Below are 17,555 nucleotides of genomic sequence, written 5' to 3' on the forward strand. Positions count from 1 at the left end.
ACTGCGCGTTTTTTTGTGACAGTTTTATACTTATATTAATAGCCAGGTAGCGGTGCCTAAAAAGGCAAAAATACCCACAATATCGGTCACTGTTGTAAGCACTACACTACCTGCAAGTGCAGGGTCTATATTCATTTTTTTAAGTAAAATAGGGATACTCGCTCCAGCCACGCCGGCTACCACTAAATTCATAAACATAGCAAAAGCAAGCACGCCGCCGAGCATAAAGTCCCATTGCCATAGTGCAATGACACCCGCTATTAATAATGACCATAAAATACCATTAAGCGCACCTATGGCCAGTTCTTTCATCATTAAAAAACGTTGGTTAGTTTGATTAATATGACCGACAGCAATACCACGAATAACAAGCGTAAGCGATTGGCTACCAGCAACACCACCCATAGAAGGTACAATGCCATTAAGCACTGCTAATATAGGTAAAATATCGAGTGTGCTTTCAAAAAAACTAGCTACAAAGGCGGCCGCAAGCGCCGTCAATAAGTTAACTCCTAACCATACTGAGCGTTTTTTAGAGCTTTTTAGGACGGGAGCAAAGGTATCTTCTTCATCATCAAGACCCGCCAAGCTCAGTAAGCTATGCTCAGCGTCTTCTCGTATAACGTCGACAATATCATCGATTGTGACACGACCTAGCAGCTGATCATTATCATCAACAACAGGGGCAGAGATCCAATTATGGCGTTCGAATAGTTGTGCAACTTCACTTTCATCCATAGATATTGGAATTGACTCACACTCTTCATCCATTAAATCACGAACAATTTTTTCAGGTGAATTAGTCAGCAATGTACTCAGCGACAAAGCACCAATAAAGCAGTTATGTTTATCAACTACATACAGATCATCTGTGCCTTCAGGTAACTCTCCACGAAGTCGAATGTAGCGCAGTACTACATCAATGGTAACGTCTGGACGAATAGTTACCGTATCGGTATTCATGAGTGCGCCGGCAGAACGCTCTTGATAAGACAACGCCTGTGTTGCGCGCTCCCTGTCTTGAATATCCATAGCGCTAACAACGTCTTTATAAACGGTGTCAGGCAAGCTACGTAACACTTCGCCTAAGTCATCGTGCCCCATATCTTCAGTAGCGGCAGCAATATGCTCAGGTTCCATTTGGGCTATGATGCCTAAACGTACGTCTTCTGATAACTCTTCTAGTACGTCCCCTTGAACATCAGGGTCAACAAGTTGCCAAAGTAATCGACGAATTTTATGAGGAGACGACTCCAATAATAAAGCAGTATCACATGGGGCGGTTTTTGCGAGCATGCGTCTAACTTGAACAAACTGGCCACTATTAAGTGACTTAGTCACTTGTTTTAGTTGTTGTAGTGGGTAGTCTTGTTCAAAAGCTTCGGGCATTGGCGTCCTTTATTTATATTGTAACTGTTACTTAGTGGGTGGGAGAGTACGAACTATTAGCCAGTTATTTTTGATTATAGTTATTTTATTTAATTGTTAAAAATTAACGTTACTCTTGCTCGTTAAATCGTTGCGAAATAAGCTCTCCAATGGCATTTAAAGCTTGTTTTGCATCAGGTCCTTCACATACCACTTTAACTTCTTTACCTTGGCTACTTTCAAGAAGCATCAGTGCTAATACACTATCACCAGCAGCTTCTTTGTCATCTTGAAATAAAGTGATTGAAGCATCAAATTTAACAGCAAGTTGAGCCAATACTGTCGCGGCTCTGGCATGTAGCCCTAATTTATTTTGTATTAAAAAAGTGTCTTCTATGCGCATACATTACTCTATCAAAGCTGAACAGGTTATTAGTTTATATAAATTATTTTTCTTGTTCTCTGTGGCGTATTTTTACATTAGGGTGTGTAACTGCAAAGCTTTCACCAATTGTTTGCGCTAAATATACAGAGCGATGTTGTCCGCCAGTACAACCAATAGCAATCGTTAAGTAGCTACGGTTATTGCGTTCTAAATGAGGCAACCAGGTTTGCACAAAAGTTTGTATTTGCCATGTGAACTTTTGAACTATGCTGTGGCTAGCTAAATAATCTTTTACTGGCTGGTCTAAACCATTGAGTGGTTTTAGTTCAGGCTCCCAATGTGGGTTAGGTAAAAAACGTGCATCAAATACGTAGTCTGCTTCTTTAGGTATACCATGTTTAAAACCAAATGATTCAAATGTGACAATCAGCTGCTTGTCTTTTTTACCTAATATTTTTTCACGAATCGATTCAGCGAGTTGATGAACACTCAAGTCGCTGGTATCTATCATGTAATCGGCACGAGTAGTTAGCACGTCAAGTAGTTCTTTTTCTTTTTTTATGGCTAAATCAAGCGGAAGCGAATCGATTGATAGAGGGTGCAAACGTCTTGTTTCTGAAAAACGTTTTATTAATGTTTGATCTTCACTGTCTAAATAAAATAGTGTTGGTTTTGTAAAACCCGGTAAATATTCAATAATGTGATTAAATTCATCTTGTTCTTTTGGCAAGTTTCGCACATCGATGCTAACGGCGATTTTATCGTAGTTATCAGAAACGCTTCTTACCAAAGAAGGTAATAAATTTACAGGGATGTTATCTACGCAATAATAACCTAGATCTTCAACAACGCGTAAAGCAACCGACTTACCAGAACCAGAACGGCCACTTATGATAATCAACTCCATTAATCACCCTTTAAATTTATTACGATTGGTCAACAATAATTTGATACAGCTCGGCGTCCGATTTAGCACAGCGTAGCTGTTTGCAAAATTCTTTGTTTTTTAGTTTATCAGCTATCGTCGCTAGCGTCTTTAAGTGTTGCTGGTTATCACCATCAGGTACGATGAGTGCAACAAAAATATCAACTGGTCGATTATCTATAGCATCAAAGTTAATCGGTGTTTCACTTACTAATACTAATGCTAAAGGTTCTTGTGCGCCGCTCATTCGACCATGTGGAATAGCTATGCCTCTTCCTATTCCTGTGCTACCTAGCTTTTCGCGAGTTAATAAAGCGCCCAAAATATCTTGTTGAGACAAATACGGTAATTTATCGTGAGCAAGCTCGCTAATAAATTCTAAAATTCTTTTTTTACTATTAAAAAGGACCGCAGCTTTGCTGCAGTCCTGGCATATAAGTGAACTTAGTTTCATCATATTAGTGTCGAGCAAGCTTCTCTTTGTGTTTAATTACTTGACGGTCAAGCTTATCAATCAATGAATCAATCGCTGCATACATATCTTGATGTTCAGTGGATGCGAATAATTCAGCGCCACTTACATGAATAGTTGCTTCTGCTTTTTGATTTAATTTTTCTATATCAAGAATGACATGAACATTATTAATATGATCAGAGTGCCTTTCTAGCTTCGCAAATTTGGTATTTATATAGTCTCTTAATGAATCAGTTAGTTCTACATGACGACCAGTTAAATTTAGTTGCATAAGCATTACCCTCTTTGTTTAGCGTCTTAGATCAGGCTCTTTCGCTGATTTGACGGTGGAATAGCAAGAGATTCGCGGTATTTTGCGATTGTCCGTCTTGCTACTTTAATTCCTTGCTCAGCCAATATATCCGCAATTTTGCTATCACTCAATGGTTTTGCTGAGTTTTCTGCTGCGATTAATTTTTTGATAAGTGCTCGTATCGCTGTGGATGAACATTCTCCACCATTTTCCGTGCTTACATGGCTTGAGAAAAAGTATTTAAGCTCAAATATTCCACGCGGTGTGTGCATGTACTTTTGAGTCGTTACGCGCGAAATTGTCGATTCGTGCATTTCTACCATTTCGGCTACATCATTTAAAACCATAGGTTTCATGGCTTCTGGACCGTGTTCAAAAAAGCCTTGTTGTTGTTTTACGATACAGTTAGTTACTTTTAAAAGTGTGTCGTTTCTGCTTTCTAAACTTTTAATAAACCATTTAGCTTCTTGTAAATGTGAGCGAATAAACTGGCTATCACCGCTCGACTTAACTGTACGCGACATTGCAGCATATTGGCTGTTCACACGAATTTTTGGCATGCTGTCTGGGTTTAGTTCAACAACCCAGCGGCCTTTAATTTTCTTAACTGACACATCTGGTATTACATATTCAGACTCTTCTCGCACTATTGTGTCTGCAGGCTTTGGGTTAAGCGTATGAATAAGTGTCATTACTTCTTTAAGCTCATCTTCTTTGAGCTTCGTTTTTTTCATTAATGTACGGTAGTCGCGAGCAGCTAACAAATCTATGTGCTCGGTTAAAATCATTTTTGTTTCGTCAATAAAAGGGGTGCCTTTATCAAATTGATTTAACTGAATACACAAACATTCTTGTAAGCTTCGTGCTGCAATACCAACAGGGTCAAATAATTGAATACGCTTTAAAACGGCTTCAATTTCATCAAGTTCAACCTCAACGTCATCGTCGTTATCTTGATTAAAGCTCTCTAAAATTTCTTCACAGCTGAGGGTTAATATGCCTGAGTCGTCCACGGCTTCAACTATTGCAATAGCAATCGCTTCATCCGTAGGGCTAAATGGCGTTAGTTGTAATTGCCACATTAAGTATTCGTGAAGGGTTTCAGTCGATGCACCTTGATAAATAGACTCATCTTCAGGCATGGGGCCTGAAGACGATGCTGGGGCGGCACTCATGTACTCATCCCAGCTAACGTCCATTGCCATGTCGTCACTGACGGTATCTTTTGCTAGGGCTTCACCACTGTCTTGTTCATACTCACTGGGGGCTTCATCTGCAGATGCACTTACTGTCACTTCATCATTATCTGCTTTTTGCTCATTTTTGCCTGCAAGGTCATCGGCATAGTCTTGCTCCTCAACCTCAAGTAATGGGTTGCTGTCGAGCGCTTCTTGTATTTCTTGCTGAAGATCCAATGTGCTTAATTGCAGCAAGCGAATAGCTTGTTGCAACTGAGGTGTCATTGTAAGTTGCTGGCCCATGCGCAGCTGTAGTGATTGCCTCATGTATCTCTAACAATCCTTTTAAGTTGTTATAATTAATACTAGCAGATGCATACAAATAAGGCGTAAATGTTACAGCCTAAATTGCTCGCCTAAATATACATCGCGTACAGTTTTATCGTTTAATACGTGTTCAGGGGTACCAGAAGCAATCAGTTCCCCATGAGAAACTATGTAGGCTTTTTCGCAAACATCAAGGGTTTCTCTTACATTATGGTCTGTTATTAATACACCAATACCACGGTTTTTAAGGTGTTCAATAATTTTTTTAATATCCAACACTGAAATAGGGTCAACGCCGGCAAACGGTTCGTCTAATAAAATAAACTTTGGATCTGCAGCTAAAGCACGTGCAATCTCTACTCGGCGACGCTCTCCGCCCGATAGTGCCATACCTTTGCTATCGCGAATGTGTTGAATACTAAATTCATCCAATAGATTATTAAGTGTATCTTCTCTGGCTTGCTTAGTGAGCTCCTTTCGAGTTTCTAAAATAGCCATTAAGTTTTGATACACGGTTAACTTTCTGAATATAGACGACTCTTGCGGCAAGTAGCCAATGCCTAATCTAGCACGACTGTGCATAGGTAAAAGAGTAATATCGTTCTCGTCGATAGATATTTTACCTTTATCGCTAGGGACTAAGCCTACAATCATATAAAACGTGGTGGTTTTACCGGCACCGTTAGGACCAAGTAAGCCCACAATGCTGCCGGCTTTAACTTCTAAGCCTACATTTTTAACTACTTCTCGGCCTTTGTAGCTTTTGGCTAATAGCTCTGCTTTTAATGTACTCATGGCTTACCTTTATCGCTTTTTTTTGGCTCCACAGGTACTAAAATGGTGTGCACGCGATCCGTTGAGCTTTCATCTTTTTCGGCGCTAATGAGTTGTTGCTCAATATCGTAGGTAATGCTTTTTGCATTCATTTTTTGCCCAGCTTGAGAGACCTGTGCATTTCCAATTAATGTTAAAAAACGTTTAGAAACATCGTATCTAACTTCATTAGCGCTGGCGCTCATTATTGTGCCGTCGGCTTGTTTTTCTTCAAAATAAGCGGGTGTACCTGTAGCAATTAACAGTTGCTTGTTATCACCCAATTCATCGCGTTTATGCACTTCTAGGCGGTCAGCGGTAATTTTTCTGTCGCCATGAATAATTTCAACGTTTTTTTCGAATATACCTACATTTTCTTTCAGTTGACCTTCTTGCTTATCAGCACTAATAGAAATTTGATTTGCAGCAAGTGGCGCCGTTGGTTCAGCAGCATTTGCACCGAGTGCAAGTATAAATGTTGGAATAATAAAGAGTGTTAATAGTTTATTGGTCATAATAAATAGTTCGCGTATGGTTAATTAGTTTTATCACTTCGGTTTTTAAATCGGCTTCGAGGCCTTTACCGGTGATCTTTAAATTGGGTCCTGTAACAATGACAGGTTGTTCTGATTGCATCGTTAGTAATTTTATATCTACCTGAATATTATCAGCATTTATTTTATCTATCATTGCGTTATCAGTTAAGTTACTAGCAACAACGTTACCTTCTAGTATTAATTGTCTGCCTTCGTATAGTGTTGCTTCGTTAGCGTTAATTCGCCACGTTTGTTTGTCGTTATAAAGCGTAAAAATGGGTTTATCAAAAAAGGTAAATCCTAATTCTTGATATAACTCCATTCGCGCTGCCGTTACTTTGTGGCTAATCTTCCCATTCTCGTCATACGCTGTTTGTTTTAGCTCTATGGCAGTGTAATCGGGCTTTGCAATAATGTCTGCTTCGGTTTGCTGCGGTAAACTTACTTGTGTGAAATAAGGGTACCAAAGCCAAACCATACAGCTGATGAATAAAACGCTTAATATGATGCGCGCTGCATTCATGAACTCGTACCTTTGGTGGTCAAGGGTTTGTTGTTTTCAAGCATTAGCAGGTCGGTAAGCTCTCTCACTGCACCAAATCCACCAAGCATTTGTGTGGTGTAATGCGCTAAACGTTTTATTAGCGGATGTGCGTCATTTACTGCAACAGCAAACCCTACTAACTCCATTACCGGCATGTCGGGGCCGTCATCGCCAATGTAGGCAATTTGCTCATCACATAAGTTAAGCTTTGTTTTTAGCTCCTCATAAGCGAGGAGTTTGTTTTCTTGACCTTGGTAAATGTGTTGTACTGTTAGGCTTGTCATACGCTGTTGTACTATTTTTGAATGTCGTCCGGTAATAACCGCAACGTCAAAGCCGCTGTTAATTAGCGCTTTAATGCCAAAGCCATCTTTTGTATTAAACGCTTTGAGCTCTTCACCTTGGTTACCCAGATAAATACGACCATCAGAAAACACACCATCGATATCACAAATAAGCAGCTTTACTTTTTTAGCACGTGCTTTTGCGTCTTCGCTTAGAGGTTGATAGAGCTCTTCAAATTGCATTTATAGTACTCCTGCTTTTAATAAGTCTTGCGTATTTAATGCACCAATAGGGTGATTTTGCTCATCAACAATTATTAAGCCATTTATACGTTTTTGCTCCATAATATTTAACGCTTCAGCGGCCAAAATATCTTGTGTTGCAGTGGTGCAGGACTTAGTCATCACAACATCTATTTGTGTTGTATGTATATCAATTCGTTGTTCTAAAATACGGCGTAAATCACCGTCAGTAAATAGCCCTACAAGTTGCTGCTGAGAATCAACTATGGCCGTCATACCTAACCCTTTGGCCGACATTTCTATTAGCGCATCTTTTATAGTTTGCGTAACATTAATAATAGGTGTGTTTTTACCGCTATGCATAACATCTTTTAAGGTCAGCAGCAAACGTTTACCTAAACTACCGCCGGGGTGAGATAGCGCAAAGTCATCAGCTGTAAAACCGCGGGCTTCTAAGAGTGCAACCGCCATGGCATCACCCATTGCAAGTGTTGCTGTTGTACTTGCTGTTGGAGCTAAGCCTAACGAACAAGCTTCTTTTTGTACTTTTATGCAAATATGTACGTTGGCAAGCGTGGCCATCGTTGAGCTGGCGTTGCCTGTCATGGCTATCATTTTGGCGCCAAGGCGTTTTAAAACAGGAATTATATTGAGTACTTCGCTTGTTTCACCAGAGTTAGAAATGAGCATAACCACATCATTTTTAGTGATCATCCCCAGATCGCCATGACTGGCCTCACCCGGATGTACAAAAAAAGCAGGGCTGCCAGTACTTGCTAATGTTGCTGCTATTTTATTACCAATATGACCTGATTTTCCCATACCTATAACGATAGTTCGGCCTTGGCAATCATATATTAATTGACATGCTTGATGAAAATTTTCATCCACATATCGTGCAATATCACTCAATGCTTGGCGCTCTATATCTAATACACGTAAGCCTTGTTCAATAAAATTTAGCGTTGCCATTACTTACCCTACTTGACTAAAAATATACCCTTGGTAGCCCAAAAATGCGATTAATAATAAGCCGCCTTCTACTCTATTGATGCGTTGAGCACCCCTAAAGTTCAATGACATGATAATAAGCGCAACCGTGGCACCAATCATTATTAGTATGTCGCGGTTAGCAACCGACGGGTCAATAACTGAAGGGTTAATAATGCCTGCAAAAGGCAATACGGCAAGAATATTAAAAATATTAGAGCCAACAATATTACCCAGCGCTAAATCATCTTCATTTTTAAGCACGCCCGCAATCGAGGCAGCAAGCTCAGGCAGGCTAGTTCCTATTGCAATAATTGTTAAGCCAATCACTAAATCGCTTAAGCCAAAGTATTTAGCAATATTCACCGCTGAATCAATTAAAAAATGTGCGCTAATAGGGAGTAAAACCATACCAATAACCAACCAAAGAATGGCCTTTTTAGTTGGTACGTCGTTTGGTACTTCGTCACATGCTTCTGATACAAATGGGTCTGTTTGATTTTTAGCACGCAGCGAAACAATAATTAGCCCGCCAATAAATACAACAAAACCAATTAATAACGCAACGCCCTCGGTGAACGAAAAGTAGTTATCTGAAAATATATACCAGGTAGCCAGCGATATAATAAGCACTAACGGGATTTCACGTTTTAATGTGCTTGAAGAAACGCTAAGAGGCCTAAATAAAGCGGTAATACCTAACACCAGCAAAATATTTGTGATATTTGAGCCAATTGCGTTACCTACCGCGGTGTCGGTTTTTTCTGCTAATGCGGCAGAGGCCGACACCATCATTTCAGGTGCTGATGAGCCCATGGCTACAACGGTTAAACCAACAATTAAGGTTGGTACACCAAAGTTTTTAGCCAGTGCCGCAGCACCATAAACAAACCTGTCAGCACTCCAAACTAGGGCTGCAAAACCAAGAATCAAAATAACAAACGAGGTAACCATTGTATTAAGCCAGTTGTTCAAAATAGGAATGGCGCGAATAGTAACAAATGCCACGATGAAAGTATAAATAAAAGAGTAAGGTCAACTACGTAGACTAATTCATTTTACTAAAATTAATTAGTAGAAGCTGACAGCCTTTCAGTATCAAAGTTTTGCTAATTTATAGGAAGTAATTTTCTACAGTGGCTCAGCCTTACCTAAATACCAAACAGTTTACTTTAAATTTGATTTCGACAGGGTGAGAGGTCCTAGTTTAAGTGTTGGTTAAGTGAATATAAGTGAGTCTTAATGTGTGTTTTGCACGTACATTACAAAATCTTACGAATTGTTTTTTCCATATTGGATCAAAAAGATTTAAAATAGGGGCACTAGTGAACATTTTTATGGAGAGCGACTTGTCGCAATCAATAGTAGAAGTCAAGGATGTTAGCTTTTCCAGGGGCGATAGGGTCATATATAAAAATATGAGCTTTAGTGTGCCTAAAGGCAAAATCACTGCGATTATGGGGCCAAGCGGCATTGGTAAAACCACGATGTTGCGTTTAATTGGTGGTCAATTAAAACCTGGCTCGGGTGATATTTTATTTGAAGGTGGCAGTATTCCTTCCATGACGCGCTCAGAATTATATGAAGCGCGTACAAAAATGAGCATGCTATTTCAAAGTGGTGCTTTGTTTACTGACATGTCTGTGTTTGACAATATTGCTTTTCCGATTCGCGAGCACACAAAACTAAGTGAAGACCTTATTCGATTAGTTGTGCTAATGAAGCTGCAGGCTGTGGGTTTGCGTGGCGCTAAAGATTTAATGCCCTCAGAGTTATCTGGCGGTATGGCAAGGCGTGCAGCTCTTGCGCGCGCAATAGCGCTCGATCCAGAGCTTATTATGTATGACGAACCGTTTGCTGGCCAAGATCCTATTTCAATGGGCGTGCTTGTAAAGTTAATTAAATCGCTCAATCAAGTATTGGGTTTGTCGTCTTTAATTGTGACCCATGATGTGACTGAAGTCATGAGTATTGCTGATCACGTTATTATTATTGCCGATCAGGGCGTAATAGGTTCAGGTACGCCAGATGAAATGCGTAATCATGAATCTGAGCTAGTTCAGCAATTTTTAAAAGGTTTGTCCGATGGTCCTGTTCCATTTCATTTCCCCGCGCAAGCCTATGCAGATGAGCTGCTTGGAGAAAAAGCCTAATGTTGGATTTGTTTCAAAAGTTAGGGCATAAAACGCTTGGGCGGTTTGCTGCCCTTGGCCGCTCAGCTTATATGTTGTTTAGTGCACTCGCGCATGTTCCTAATTTTAAAAAAGGCACACCGCTGCTTGTACGCCAGCTCTATATGGTGGGCTCGCAATCACTACTAATTATTATGGTTTCTGGCTTGTTTATCGGTATGGTACTCGCACTGCAAGGCTACACCGTATTAGTAGGGTATGGCGCTGAAGATAGCTTAGGGCCGCTTGTTGCGCTGAGTTTATTACGCGAGTTAGGCCCCGTAGTTACTGCACTATTATTTGCGGGGCGTGCCGGTAGTGCACTTACCGCAGAAATAGGCTTAATGAAAGCCACCGAGCAACTCTCATCGTTAGAGATGATGGCAATTGATCCACTTAAACGTATTATTGCGCCTCGCTTTTGGGCTGGCTTTATTAGTATGCCTTTACTTGCAATTATATTTTCTGCCGTTGCAATTATAGGTGCTCATTTAGTTGGGGTTGATTGGTTAGGTGTAGATACTGGTAGTTTTTGGTCAATTATGCAATCGCAAGTATCGTTTCAGGCTGATGTGCTAAACGGCATAATTAAAAGTTTTGTATTTGCAATAGTTGTAACTTGGATTGCACTTTACAAAGGCTATGACTGTGTTCCAACATCGGAAGGGATCAGCAAAGCAACCACCGAAACAGTTGTACATTCGTCATTGGCCGTTTTAGGTTTCGACTTTATTTTGACAGCGGTAATGTTTACTAGCTAATTAGGGTATAAATAATGAATTCACGGAAATTAGAAATTTTAGTTGGCTTTTTTGTAGCGCTTGGCATTTTAGCTTTTGCTATGTTAGCGCTTAAAGTAGCGAATGCGGGTATTAGTGGCTCAGGCGAAACCTATTCACTTAATGCAAAATTTGAAAATATTGGCTCATTAAAAGCACGTGCCCCTATAAAAGTGGGTGGTGTGGTAATTGGTCGAGTTGAGTCGATTTATGTTCATCCAAAGGAGTTTTTACCTGTGGTTGATATGACCATTGATGCGCAATACCTATGTCGTTTTTCAGATACAAGCTCTATATCAATACTTACATCGGGTATTTTAGGCGAGCAATACTTAGGTATAAACCCTGTTATTGCTTCTAGTTCAGCGGAACAGCGCTGTTTAGGTGAAACAGTAACTAACAATGAACAAGATACAGCAATTGATGATTTATTTGGCGTAGAAAGTAAAGCGCTAGGCAATGGAGATTCAATTATTGATACTAAGTCTGCCATTGTATTAGAAGAATTAATTGGGCAGTTTCTATTCAATCAAGGTAGTGAGTAATTATTATGTTGAAAAAGTATTTAGCTATTATAACACTTAGCGCATTGAGCCTAGTGCAAACGGTGAGTGCTGCAGAAGTAAAATTAGACGATCCAAATAAAATGGTACGAAAAGTATCGGAATACACATTTGACCGTATAAAAAAAGATCAACAATTGATTGTTAAAGATCAAGAGTACCTTCGCGTTATCGTTGAAGAAGAGTTGATGCCCTATATTGATTATAAATACGCAGCACTTCGTGTACTAGGAAGTGAAGTATCTAAAGTACGCGCAATTACTGATGATGCTGAAAAGGCACAAGCAATTAAAGATATTCAGCGCTTTATTGGCGTGTTTAGAGAGTATTTAGTTGCGACCTACGCTGGTGTATTTACCCAATATACTAATCAACACGTTGAATTTGGTGCACCACAACCATTTAAAGGTCAGGATGTAGTTGTAGTAAAAACAAAAATAATTGAAGATGGTAAGCCAGATATCCGCATTGATTTTAAAGTTCGTGAAGATCGCAGTGGGCAGTGGCGTGCATACGACATGATTGCTGAAGGCATAAGCTTGTTAGATGCCAAGCAAAGTGAATTGCAAGGTATTTTACGTCAACAAGGTATCGACAAGGTAAGTGATCTTTTAGAGCAAAAAAGTCAGCTTCCAGTTCAATTTAGAGGTAACAGCTCGAATGACTAAATTGGCCATAAGCCAAATTGACGAGCAACAGTTTCGAGTGAGCGGCGAGCTCTCTCGAAATTCAATTGGCGATGAACAACTTCTGAACAAGCAGCTACAAACTAAGCATAAAACCATCTATTTTGACCTAAGTGGGGTGTCAAGGGTTGACACAGCCGGCTTAGCTTGGTTAATTCACTCTTTTGCAGAATTAAAGCAACAAGGTATTCGCCTTGAATTGCAAAATCCACCTGAGCAATTGCAAAATTTAATGCAATTGGGTCAAGTTACAACCCTATTTGAGTGAGAGTTATGGAAACTAGCCAAGTCGAAACATTATTACGCGAAGAACTTCAATTAGCAGAAGTTCATGTAAAAGCCAATGGAAGCCATTATGAAGTTGTTGCCGTGGGTGAGTGCTTCGACGGTTTAAGCCGAGTTAAAAAGCAACAGCTAGTATATGGCCCATTAATTAATACTATTTCAGACGGTACTATTCACGCAGTTTCTATTCGTGCTTTTACACCGACTGAGTGGAAACGCGAACAAAAATTTATCTTACCGCAATAAATAGGGCCCCCTAATGGATCAATTTGTTATTCAAGGTGGCACTTCACTTGCTGGTGAGGTGACTATCTCAGGTGCTAAAAACGCAGCACTGCCTATTTTATTTGCCTCACTTTTGGCCGATGGTAAAAGTACATTTACTAATGTGCCGCGCTTACGCGATATTGTTACTACCGAAGCTTTACTAAAAACATTAGGTGCAGATGTAAATTGGCAGGGTGATACACTTATAATTGACGGTGCAACCGTTGATAAAACCTTGGCTCCATACGATTTAGTGAAACAGATGCGCGCGTCTGTATTAGCATTAGGGCCTTTAGTTGCTCGCTTTGGTGAAGCGCAAGTTTCATTGCCTGGCGGCTGTGCTATTGGTGCACGTCCTGTTGATATTCATATTCAAGGTATGGAACGTTTAGGTGCGCAAATTAGCGTTGAAAATGGCTACATTAATGCAAAAGTGGATGGTCGTTTAAAAGGCGCTGAAATCTTTATGGAGATGGTCAGTGTAGGCGCAACCGAGAACTTGTTGATGGCAGCAGCATTAGCCGATGGTAAAACAGTACTTGAAAACGCAGCACGCGAGCCTGAAATTACCGACTTAGCTAACTGCTTAATTGCAATGGGCGCTAAGATTACGGGTGCTGGAACAAGTCGTATTGAGATTGAAGGTGTAGAGCGCCTAGCGGGTTGTGAACATAAAATTTTAGCGGATCGTATTGAAACAGGGACTTTTTTAGTTGCTGCCGCAATGGCTGGTGGTGAAGTATTGTGTAAAAATACAGACTTCCATTCACTAGAACCTGTTATTGAAAAACTTCGCGCTACAAATGCCTTACTTGAAGTAAAAGACGATTCTATTTATCTAGATATGCGTGGTCGTGAGCTTAAAGCGGTGAATGTTAAAACTGCGCCACACCCAGGGTTTCCAACCGATATGCAAGCTCAGTTTACCGCACTTAATGTAGTGGCTAACGGCAGTGCGACGATTACAGAAACCATTTTTGAGAACCGTTTCATGCATGTGCCTGAGTTACAGCGCATGGGCGCAAACATCCGCTTAGAGGGTAATACAGCGATATGTGGTGAGACTAAAAGTTTGTCGGGTGCTCAAGTTATGGCGACTGATTTACGTGCATCAGCCAGCTTAATCCTTACCGGTATTGTTGCCCAAGGTGAAACCGTTGTTGACCGTATTTATCATGTTGATAGAGGGTATCAGCGTATTGAGGATAAACTCAGCGCGCTCGGCGCGAACATAAAACGTAAAACAAACTAATACGTTTAAGTGCAGGTCGGTGTAAACACCGACCCTTCTTTATTTAGAGTTTGGTTTCAAGCTCAGCCACAGTAACCATTATTTTTTCGATTTTCCCATCTCTATACAATTCAAATTCTATTTTTTTACCTGGTTCAGTATTGCCAATTTTTTCGAGTACCTTTTGCGGATTAGCCACTGAAAGCCCAGCAATTTTTATTATAATATCTTGTTCTTCAATTCCCGCTTGCCACGCCGGCCCTAATGGATCTAAATTTGTAATACGCATACCGCTTACAGGGGTTAAGTTATCATTTACTTCTTTGCCTGTACTGTCTACTGCAGTGCCTTCAAATCCTAAGTAACCACGGACTACACGGCCATGGCGAATTAGCTTAGCCATGACCTCCTTGGCTAGGGTGTATGGGACAGCAAAAAATATACCTTGAATATTTAAGTTTTCGCGAGTCTTAAATTGCGCCGAAGTAATACCTACTAAATCACCATTTGAATTAACAAGTGCGCCACCGGAGTTTCCTACGTTAATTGCGGCATCCATTTGGAGTAGGTTATTAAACGGACTATCGGTAATTTTTTGTTTACCTGTGGCACTAACAATCCCTTGTGTGATTGTTTGCCCTAGATTAAGTGGGTTGCCAATAGCGAGTACAACATCACCCACACTTGTCGTGTAGTCATCGTTTACAGGGATAACAGGAAGGTGTTCTGCATTTATTTTTAGCAGTGCTAAATCAGTAATTGTATCAAAACCAATAAGCTGAACATCAAAAAAACGTCGGCCGTCAGTCAAAATCACCATAATCACATCAGCGTTATTAACAACATGATAATTAGTTAGAATGTAACCATCTTGCGACATAATTACGCCTGAGCCTAGCTCCTGAACGGTGTTTTTTCTTTTATAGCGGGGCTCTTTGGAAATACTTTCAGAAAAAATAGTGACGACAGACGGCGCTGCGCGTTTAACTGCATCAGAAAAGCTTAAATGGTTAGCGCTCATTGCACTGGGTATAGGAACATTAGGCAGCAATGCTGCTCTCATATTTGGGCTGAAAAACACCACCAAAAAAGCAATACTGAGGCCTGCAAATAGAGGGGGGAGAACAAATTTAATGAATTTCAGCACAAGTTTCTTATTATTAAAGGAGCAATCCCTTTATGATGGCACAAAAAAAATAACAGCGGCAAGTGCCACTGTTATTTTTATTACATATATACCGCGATTAATTACTGAATTAGAATAAATATAGATTCGCGTCCACGCTTAACACCTAATACAATATTGCCTTTGGTGTTTTCGATGATTTTATTCATATCGCGAATAGTCTCAACCCGTTGGCGGTTAACTTGTACTATCATGTCGCCTTCTTCTAGGCCTACACGCGCAGAAGGAGAGCGAGGGTCGACAGAGGTAATCTCAATACCCTTAGCATTATTTTTTTGGACATTTTCTAGCTCGGCGCCTTGAAATGCAGGATGTAATTCTTCACCAACCGCCTTAACACCAGATGCGCCATCAAGTGTGACTTTAAGCGTTTTTATTTTACCATCACGGTAAATGCTTAGCTTGATTTCTCGTCCTTCGCCTAATGTGGCAATTTTGCTGCGTAGTTCATGGAAGCCACTTATATCGCTACCATTAATGCTTACAATTACATCCCCGGCTTTTATGCCTGCTTTACTTGCAGCGGTATCATCCATTACCTGCATTACATAAGCACCTTGTTTTACATCAAGTTGTTGTGCTTTAGCTAACCCGGCATCAAGTGGGCGACCGGATATGCCTAAAGAGCCACGACGAACCTCACCATGCTCAATAATTTGATCAACCAAGTTTTTCATCATATTAGATGGAATAGCAAAACCAATTCCAACATTACCACCCGATGCACCTAAGATTGCGGTGTTAATGCCAATCAGCTCGCCATTTAAATTCACTAAAGCACCGCCTGAGTTACCTTGGTTAATTGCGGCGTCGGTTTGAATAAAATCTTCGTAACCTTCAATGTTCAAACCACTGCGTCCAAGCGCACTGACAATACCTGAGGTTACAGTGTGGCTTAAGCCAAACGGGTTGCCGATAGCAACCGCAAAGTCACCGACTCGTAATTGGTCTGAGTTAGCGAGTTTGATTTCTGTCAGGTCATCAGCCTCTATTTGCAGTAGTGCGATGTCAGACTCTTTATCTGTACCAATTTTAGTGGCTTCAAATTCACGGCCATCTTCGAGTGTAACGATCATTTTTTCTGCATCTTGGATCACGTGATTATTAGTAACCACATAACCTTCATCCGCATCGATAATCACACCTGAACCCAAACCACTAAATTGGCGCTTTTGGCTGCGAGGTTGTTGCTGGCCAAAAAAGAACTCAAGCGGGTCTGCGCGGCGGCGAACTTCTTTAGAGCCTGATACCTGAATACTCACAACACCCGGGGAGATTTGCTCAAGCATAGGTGCAAGAGTAGGTAGTTGTTGCCCGTTAACTGCTATTGGTAACTTTGCATAAGACGCTACCGGGCTCATTAATAAGCTTGTAGATAAAATAGCAGCACTGATAAGTGATAATTTCATTTTCATAGTCAGGGTTTACTCCACTTAGGAAAAACAAAAATTAAAAAAGGCTGCATAAGCAGCCTTTTTTAATTTGTTAGTAAGATAAAACAACAAAGCTGTTATATCTAAAGACTATGGGGTCAAAAAAAAGTTCATCAAGATGCTTTAGAGCGTTCCTGTACTTTATTTTCACCAGCAAATAAACCAGACTCACCCGACACAAAGTCTGCAGGTTGCGCCTCTGCTGAAGAGCGATCAGAACGGCGTTCTTTTAAAGATGCTTGTAATTGCTCTGTTGTTTCTTTTGAGAAGTATGGAGCTGCAGGTTCTTTATTTCTATCTTCTAAAAGTAATTGATTTGTTTCTTCAACGTGGCTAAGAAGCTGGTTGTAGTTATCTTTCATTTTATTTACAAGCTTGCTGGTACTGGCTAAATGGTCAGCTACGTCTTGGCGATATTGCTCAAGTGCATTTTGCGCTTGTTCCGCTTGCTCTTTTAATTCATCTTGTTTGAACTGTTTTTTAGTAACAAATGCACCAATAAAAAATGCTATAACCGCTACAATAACAATTAAACCTAACCATATCACTGTGCCCATAAAACTACCCCTTTGGGAAAATAACGAAAGAATGCTG

General features: G+C 40.3%; 23 protein-coding genes. 8 read left to right on the forward strand and 15 right to left on the reverse strand.

Annotation, left to right across the window (positions count from 1 at the left end):
• Nucleotides 1-30: 30 nt before the first annotated feature.
• The 12 genes from mgtE to AC27I2_RS01140 form a co-directional block, all read right to left on the reverse strand.
• Nucleotides 31-1,389: a magnesium transporter gene (mgtE, locus tag AC27I2_RS01085; RefSeq protein WP_058403255.1), complete on the reverse strand. Its 1,359-nt coding sequence runs from the start codon at nt 1,387-1,389 to the stop codon at nt 31-33.
• Nucleotides 1,390-1,498: 109 nt separating this feature from the next.
• The gene (locus AC27I2_RS01090; RefSeq protein ID WP_219421331.1) at nt 1,499-1,771 is read right to left on the reverse strand and encodes an HPr family phosphocarrier protein; all 273 of its coding nucleotides are present in this window, start codon (nt 1,769-1,771) and stop codon (nt 1,499-1,501) included.
• A gap of 43 nt (nt 1,772-1,814) precedes the next feature.
• Nucleotides 1,815-2,660, reverse strand: a complete 846-nt coding sequence (gene rapZ, locus AC27I2_RS01095; protein ID WP_058403253.1) for an RNase adapter RapZ — start codon at nt 2,658-2,660, stop codon at nt 1,815-1,817.
• Between the two features lie 19 nt (nt 2,661-2,679).
• Nucleotides 2,680-3,132, reverse strand: coding sequence for a PTS IIA-like nitrogen regulatory protein PtsN (gene ptsN / locus AC27I2_RS01100; protein ID WP_058551044.1), 453 nt, complete (start codon nt 3,130-3,132; stop codon nt 2,680-2,682).
• A gap of 4 nt (nt 3,133-3,136) precedes the next feature.
• Nucleotides 3,137-3,424, reverse strand: a complete 288-nt coding sequence (gene hpf / locus AC27I2_RS01105; RefSeq protein WP_006792096.1) for a ribosome hibernation promoting factor — start codon at nt 3,422-3,424, stop codon at nt 3,137-3,139.
• A gap of 26 nt (nt 3,425-3,450) precedes the next feature.
• Nucleotides 3,451-4,950: an RNA polymerase factor sigma-54 gene (locus AC27I2_RS01110; protein WP_058403252.1), complete on the reverse strand. Its 1,500-nt coding sequence runs from the start codon at nt 4,948-4,950 to the stop codon at nt 3,451-3,453.
• 69 nt (nt 4,951-5,019) lie between these two features.
• The gene (lptB, locus tag AC27I2_RS01115) at nt 5,020-5,745 is read right to left on the reverse strand and encodes an LPS export ABC transporter ATP-binding protein (RefSeq protein WP_058550694.1); all 726 of its coding nucleotides are present in this window, start codon (nt 5,743-5,745) and stop codon (nt 5,020-5,022) included.
• Nucleotides 5,742-6,278: a lipopolysaccharide transport periplasmic protein LptA gene (lptA, locus tag AC27I2_RS01120; protein ID WP_487203290.1), complete on the reverse strand. Its 537-nt coding sequence runs from the start codon at nt 6,276-6,278 to the stop codon at nt 5,742-5,744. Before lptA ends, lptB begins: the two co-directional genes overlap by 4 nt.
• Nucleotides 6,268-6,822, reverse strand: coding sequence for an LPS export ABC transporter periplasmic protein LptC (gene lptC, locus AC27I2_RS01125; protein ID WP_058403249.1), 555 nt, complete (start codon nt 6,820-6,822; stop codon nt 6,268-6,270). The genes lptA and lptC overlap by 11 nt, the downstream gene beginning before the upstream one ends.
• The gene (gene kdsC, locus AC27I2_RS01130; protein ID WP_487203291.1) at nt 6,819-7,370 is read right to left on the reverse strand and encodes a 3-deoxy-manno-octulosonate-8-phosphatase KdsC; all 552 of its coding nucleotides are present in this window, start codon (nt 7,368-7,370) and stop codon (nt 6,819-6,821) included. Before kdsC ends, lptC begins: the two co-directional genes overlap by 4 nt.
• Nucleotides 7,371-8,342: a KpsF/GutQ family sugar-phosphate isomerase gene (locus tag AC27I2_RS01135; protein ID WP_487203292.1), complete on the reverse strand. Its 972-nt coding sequence runs from the start codon at nt 8,340-8,342 to the stop codon at nt 7,371-7,373. It lies immediately after the preceding gene.
• 3 nt (nt 8,343-8,345) lie between these two features.
• On the reverse strand, nt 8,346-9,314 hold the full coding sequence (locus AC27I2_RS01140; RefSeq protein ID WP_487203593.1) for a calcium/sodium antiporter: 969 nt from the start codon (nt 9,312-9,314) through the stop codon (nt 8,346-8,348).
• A 383-nt stretch (nt 9,315-9,697) separates the two neighbouring features.
• On the opposite strand from AC27I2_RS01140, the gene AC27I2_RS01145 reads away from it, so the two are divergent.
• Genes AC27I2_RS01145 through murA form a run of 7 tightly spaced genes read left to right on the forward strand, consistent with a single transcriptional unit; the run spans nt 9,698 to nt 14,363 of the window.
• The gene (locus tag AC27I2_RS01145) at nt 9,698-10,513 is read left to right on the forward strand and encodes an ATP-binding cassette domain-containing protein (protein ID WP_487203594.1); all 816 of its coding nucleotides are present in this window, start codon (nt 9,698-9,700) and stop codon (nt 10,511-10,513) included.
• Nucleotides 10,513-11,292, forward strand: a complete 780-nt coding sequence (gene mlaE / locus AC27I2_RS01150; RefSeq protein ID WP_006792105.1) for a lipid asymmetry maintenance ABC transporter permease subunit MlaE — start codon at nt 10,513-10,515, stop codon at nt 11,290-11,292. The genes AC27I2_RS01145 and mlaE overlap by 1 nt, the downstream gene beginning before the upstream one ends.
• 14 nt (nt 11,293-11,306) lie before the next feature.
• Entirely contained in the window at nt 11,307-11,855 is a 549-nt protein-coding gene (mlaD, locus tag AC27I2_RS01155; protein ID WP_006792106.1) for an outer membrane lipid asymmetry maintenance protein MlaD, read from the forward strand.
• A gap of 5 nt (nt 11,856-11,860) precedes the next feature.
• Nucleotides 11,861-12,541, forward strand: coding sequence for an MlaC/ttg2D family ABC transporter substrate-binding protein (locus AC27I2_RS01160; RefSeq protein ID WP_058403245.1), 681 nt, complete (start codon nt 11,861-11,863; stop codon nt 12,539-12,541).
• The gene (locus AC27I2_RS01165) at nt 12,534-12,827 is read left to right on the forward strand and encodes an STAS domain-containing protein (protein WP_058403244.1); all 294 of its coding nucleotides are present in this window, start codon (nt 12,534-12,536) and stop codon (nt 12,825-12,827) included. Before AC27I2_RS01160 ends, AC27I2_RS01165 begins: the two co-directional genes overlap by 8 nt.
• Before the next feature lie 5 nt (nt 12,828-12,832).
• Nucleotides 12,833-13,090: a BolA family protein gene (locus AC27I2_RS01170; protein ID WP_487203293.1), complete on the forward strand. Its 258-nt coding sequence runs from the start codon at nt 12,833-12,835 to the stop codon at nt 13,088-13,090.
• Nucleotides 13,091-13,103: 13 nt separating this feature from the next.
• The gene (gene murA, locus AC27I2_RS01175) at nt 13,104-14,363 is read left to right on the forward strand and encodes a UDP-N-acetylglucosamine 1-carboxyvinyltransferase (RefSeq protein WP_487203294.1); all 1,260 of its coding nucleotides are present in this window, start codon (nt 13,104-13,106) and stop codon (nt 14,361-14,363) included.
• 43 nt (nt 14,364-14,406) lie between these two features.
• On the opposite strand, the gene AC27I2_RS01180 is transcribed toward murA, so the two are convergent.
• A complete protein-coding gene (locus AC27I2_RS01180) occupies nt 14,407-15,363 on the reverse strand; it encodes a trypsin-like peptidase domain-containing protein (RefSeq protein ID WP_257903510.1) in 957 nt (318 codons plus the stop codon).
• Here AC27I2_RS01180 and AC27I2_RS01185 point away from each other — a divergent pair.
• Nucleotides 15,278-15,607: a hypothetical protein gene (locus tag AC27I2_RS01185; protein WP_487203610.1), complete on the forward strand. Its 330-nt coding sequence runs from the start codon at nt 15,278-15,280 to the stop codon at nt 15,605-15,607. The genes AC27I2_RS01180 and AC27I2_RS01185 overlap by 86 nt on opposite strands.
• Here the strand turns inward: AC27I2_RS01185 and AC27I2_RS01190 are convergent.
• Both AC27I2_RS01190 and AC27I2_RS01195 read right to left on the reverse strand, forming a co-directional pair.
• A complete protein-coding gene (locus AC27I2_RS01190; RefSeq protein WP_487203295.1) occupies nt 15,591-16,943 on the reverse strand; it encodes a Do family serine endopeptidase in 1,353 nt (450 codons plus the stop codon). The two genes, AC27I2_RS01185 and AC27I2_RS01190, sit on opposite strands and share 17 nt — an antisense overlap.
• Nucleotides 16,944-17,074: 131 nt before the next feature.
• Nucleotides 17,075-17,518 (reverse strand): Z-ring associated ZapG family protein, encoded by a 444-nt coding sequence (locus tag AC27I2_RS01195; protein WP_219421338.1) that lies wholly within the window; start codon nt 17,516-17,518, stop codon nt 17,075-17,077.
• Between the last annotated feature and the right edge of the window lie 37 nt (nt 17,519-17,555).

Source organism: Pseudoalteromonas sp. NH0006-46 (genome assembly GCF_057547735.1).

Excerpts from the sequence above, each read along its gene's own strand:
- mgtE (WP_058403255.1), bottom strand. The coding sequence starts at position 1,389 with ATGCCCGAAGCTTTTGAACAAGACTACCCACTACAACAACTAAAACAA.
- AC27I2_RS01090 (WP_219421331.1), bottom strand. The coding sequence starts at position 1,771 with ATGCGCATAGAAGACACTTTTTTAATACAAAATAAATTAGGGCTACAT.
- rapZ (WP_058403253.1), bottom strand. The coding sequence starts at position 2,660 with ATGGAGTTGATTATCATAAGTGGCCGTTCTGGTTCTGGTAAGTCGGTT.
- ptsN (WP_058551044.1), bottom strand. The coding sequence starts at position 3,132 with ATGAAACTAAGTTCACTTATATGCCAGGACTGCAGCAAAGCTGCGGTC.
- hpf (WP_006792096.1), bottom strand. The coding sequence starts at position 3,424 with ATGCAACTAAATTTAACTGGTCGTCATGTAGAACTAACTGATTCATTA.
- AC27I2_RS01110 (WP_058403252.1), bottom strand. The coding sequence starts at position 4,950 with ATGAGGCAATCACTACAGCTGCGCATGGGCCAGCAACTTACAATGACA.
- lptB (WP_058550694.1), bottom strand. The coding sequence starts at position 5,745 with ATGAGTACATTAAAAGCAGAGCTATTAGCCAAAAGCTACAAAGGCCGA.
- lptA (WP_487203290.1), bottom strand. The coding sequence starts at position 6,278 with ATGACCAATAAACTATTAACACTCTTTATTATTCCAACATTTATACTT.
- lptC (WP_058403249.1), bottom strand. The coding sequence starts at position 6,822 with ATGAATGCAGCGCGCATCATATTAAGCGTTTTATTCATCAGCTGTATG.
- kdsC (WP_487203291.1), bottom strand. The coding sequence starts at position 7,370 with ATGCAATTTGAAGAGCTCTATCAACCTCTAAGCGAAGACGCAAAAGCA.
- AC27I2_RS01135 (WP_487203292.1), bottom strand. The coding sequence starts at position 8,342 with ATGGCAACGCTAAATTTTATTGAACAAGGCTTACGTGTATTAGATATA.
- AC27I2_RS01140 (WP_487203593.1), bottom strand. The coding sequence starts at position 9,314 with ATGGTTACCTCGTTTGTTATTTTGATTCTTGGTTTTGCAGCCCTAGTT.
- AC27I2_RS01145 (WP_487203594.1), top strand. The coding sequence starts at position 9,698 with ATGGAGAGCGACTTGTCGCAATCAATAGTAGAAGTCAAGGATGTTAGC.
- mlaE (WP_006792105.1), top strand. The coding sequence starts at position 10,513 with ATGTTGGATTTGTTTCAAAAGTTAGGGCATAAAACGCTTGGGCGGTTT.
- mlaD (WP_006792106.1), top strand. The coding sequence starts at position 11,307 with ATGAATTCACGGAAATTAGAAATTTTAGTTGGCTTTTTTGTAGCGCTT.
- AC27I2_RS01160 (WP_058403245.1), top strand. The coding sequence starts at position 11,861 with ATGTTGAAAAAGTATTTAGCTATTATAACACTTAGCGCATTGAGCCTA.
- AC27I2_RS01165 (WP_058403244.1), top strand. The coding sequence starts at position 12,534 with ATGACTAAATTGGCCATAAGCCAAATTGACGAGCAACAGTTTCGAGTG.
- AC27I2_RS01170 (WP_487203293.1), top strand. The coding sequence starts at position 12,833 with ATGGAAACTAGCCAAGTCGAAACATTATTACGCGAAGAACTTCAATTA.
- murA (WP_487203294.1), top strand. The coding sequence starts at position 13,104 with ATGGATCAATTTGTTATTCAAGGTGGCACTTCACTTGCTGGTGAGGTG.
- AC27I2_RS01180 (WP_257903510.1), bottom strand. The coding sequence starts at position 15,363 with ATGAGCGCTAACCATTTAAGCTTTTCTGATGCAGTTAAACGCGCAGCG.
- AC27I2_RS01190 (WP_487203295.1), bottom strand. The coding sequence starts at position 16,943 with ATGAAAATGAAATTATCACTTATCAGTGCTGCTATTTTATCTACAAGC.
- AC27I2_RS01195 (WP_219421338.1), bottom strand. The coding sequence starts at position 17,518 with ATGGGCACAGTGATATGGTTAGGTTTAATTGTTATTGTAGCGGTTATA.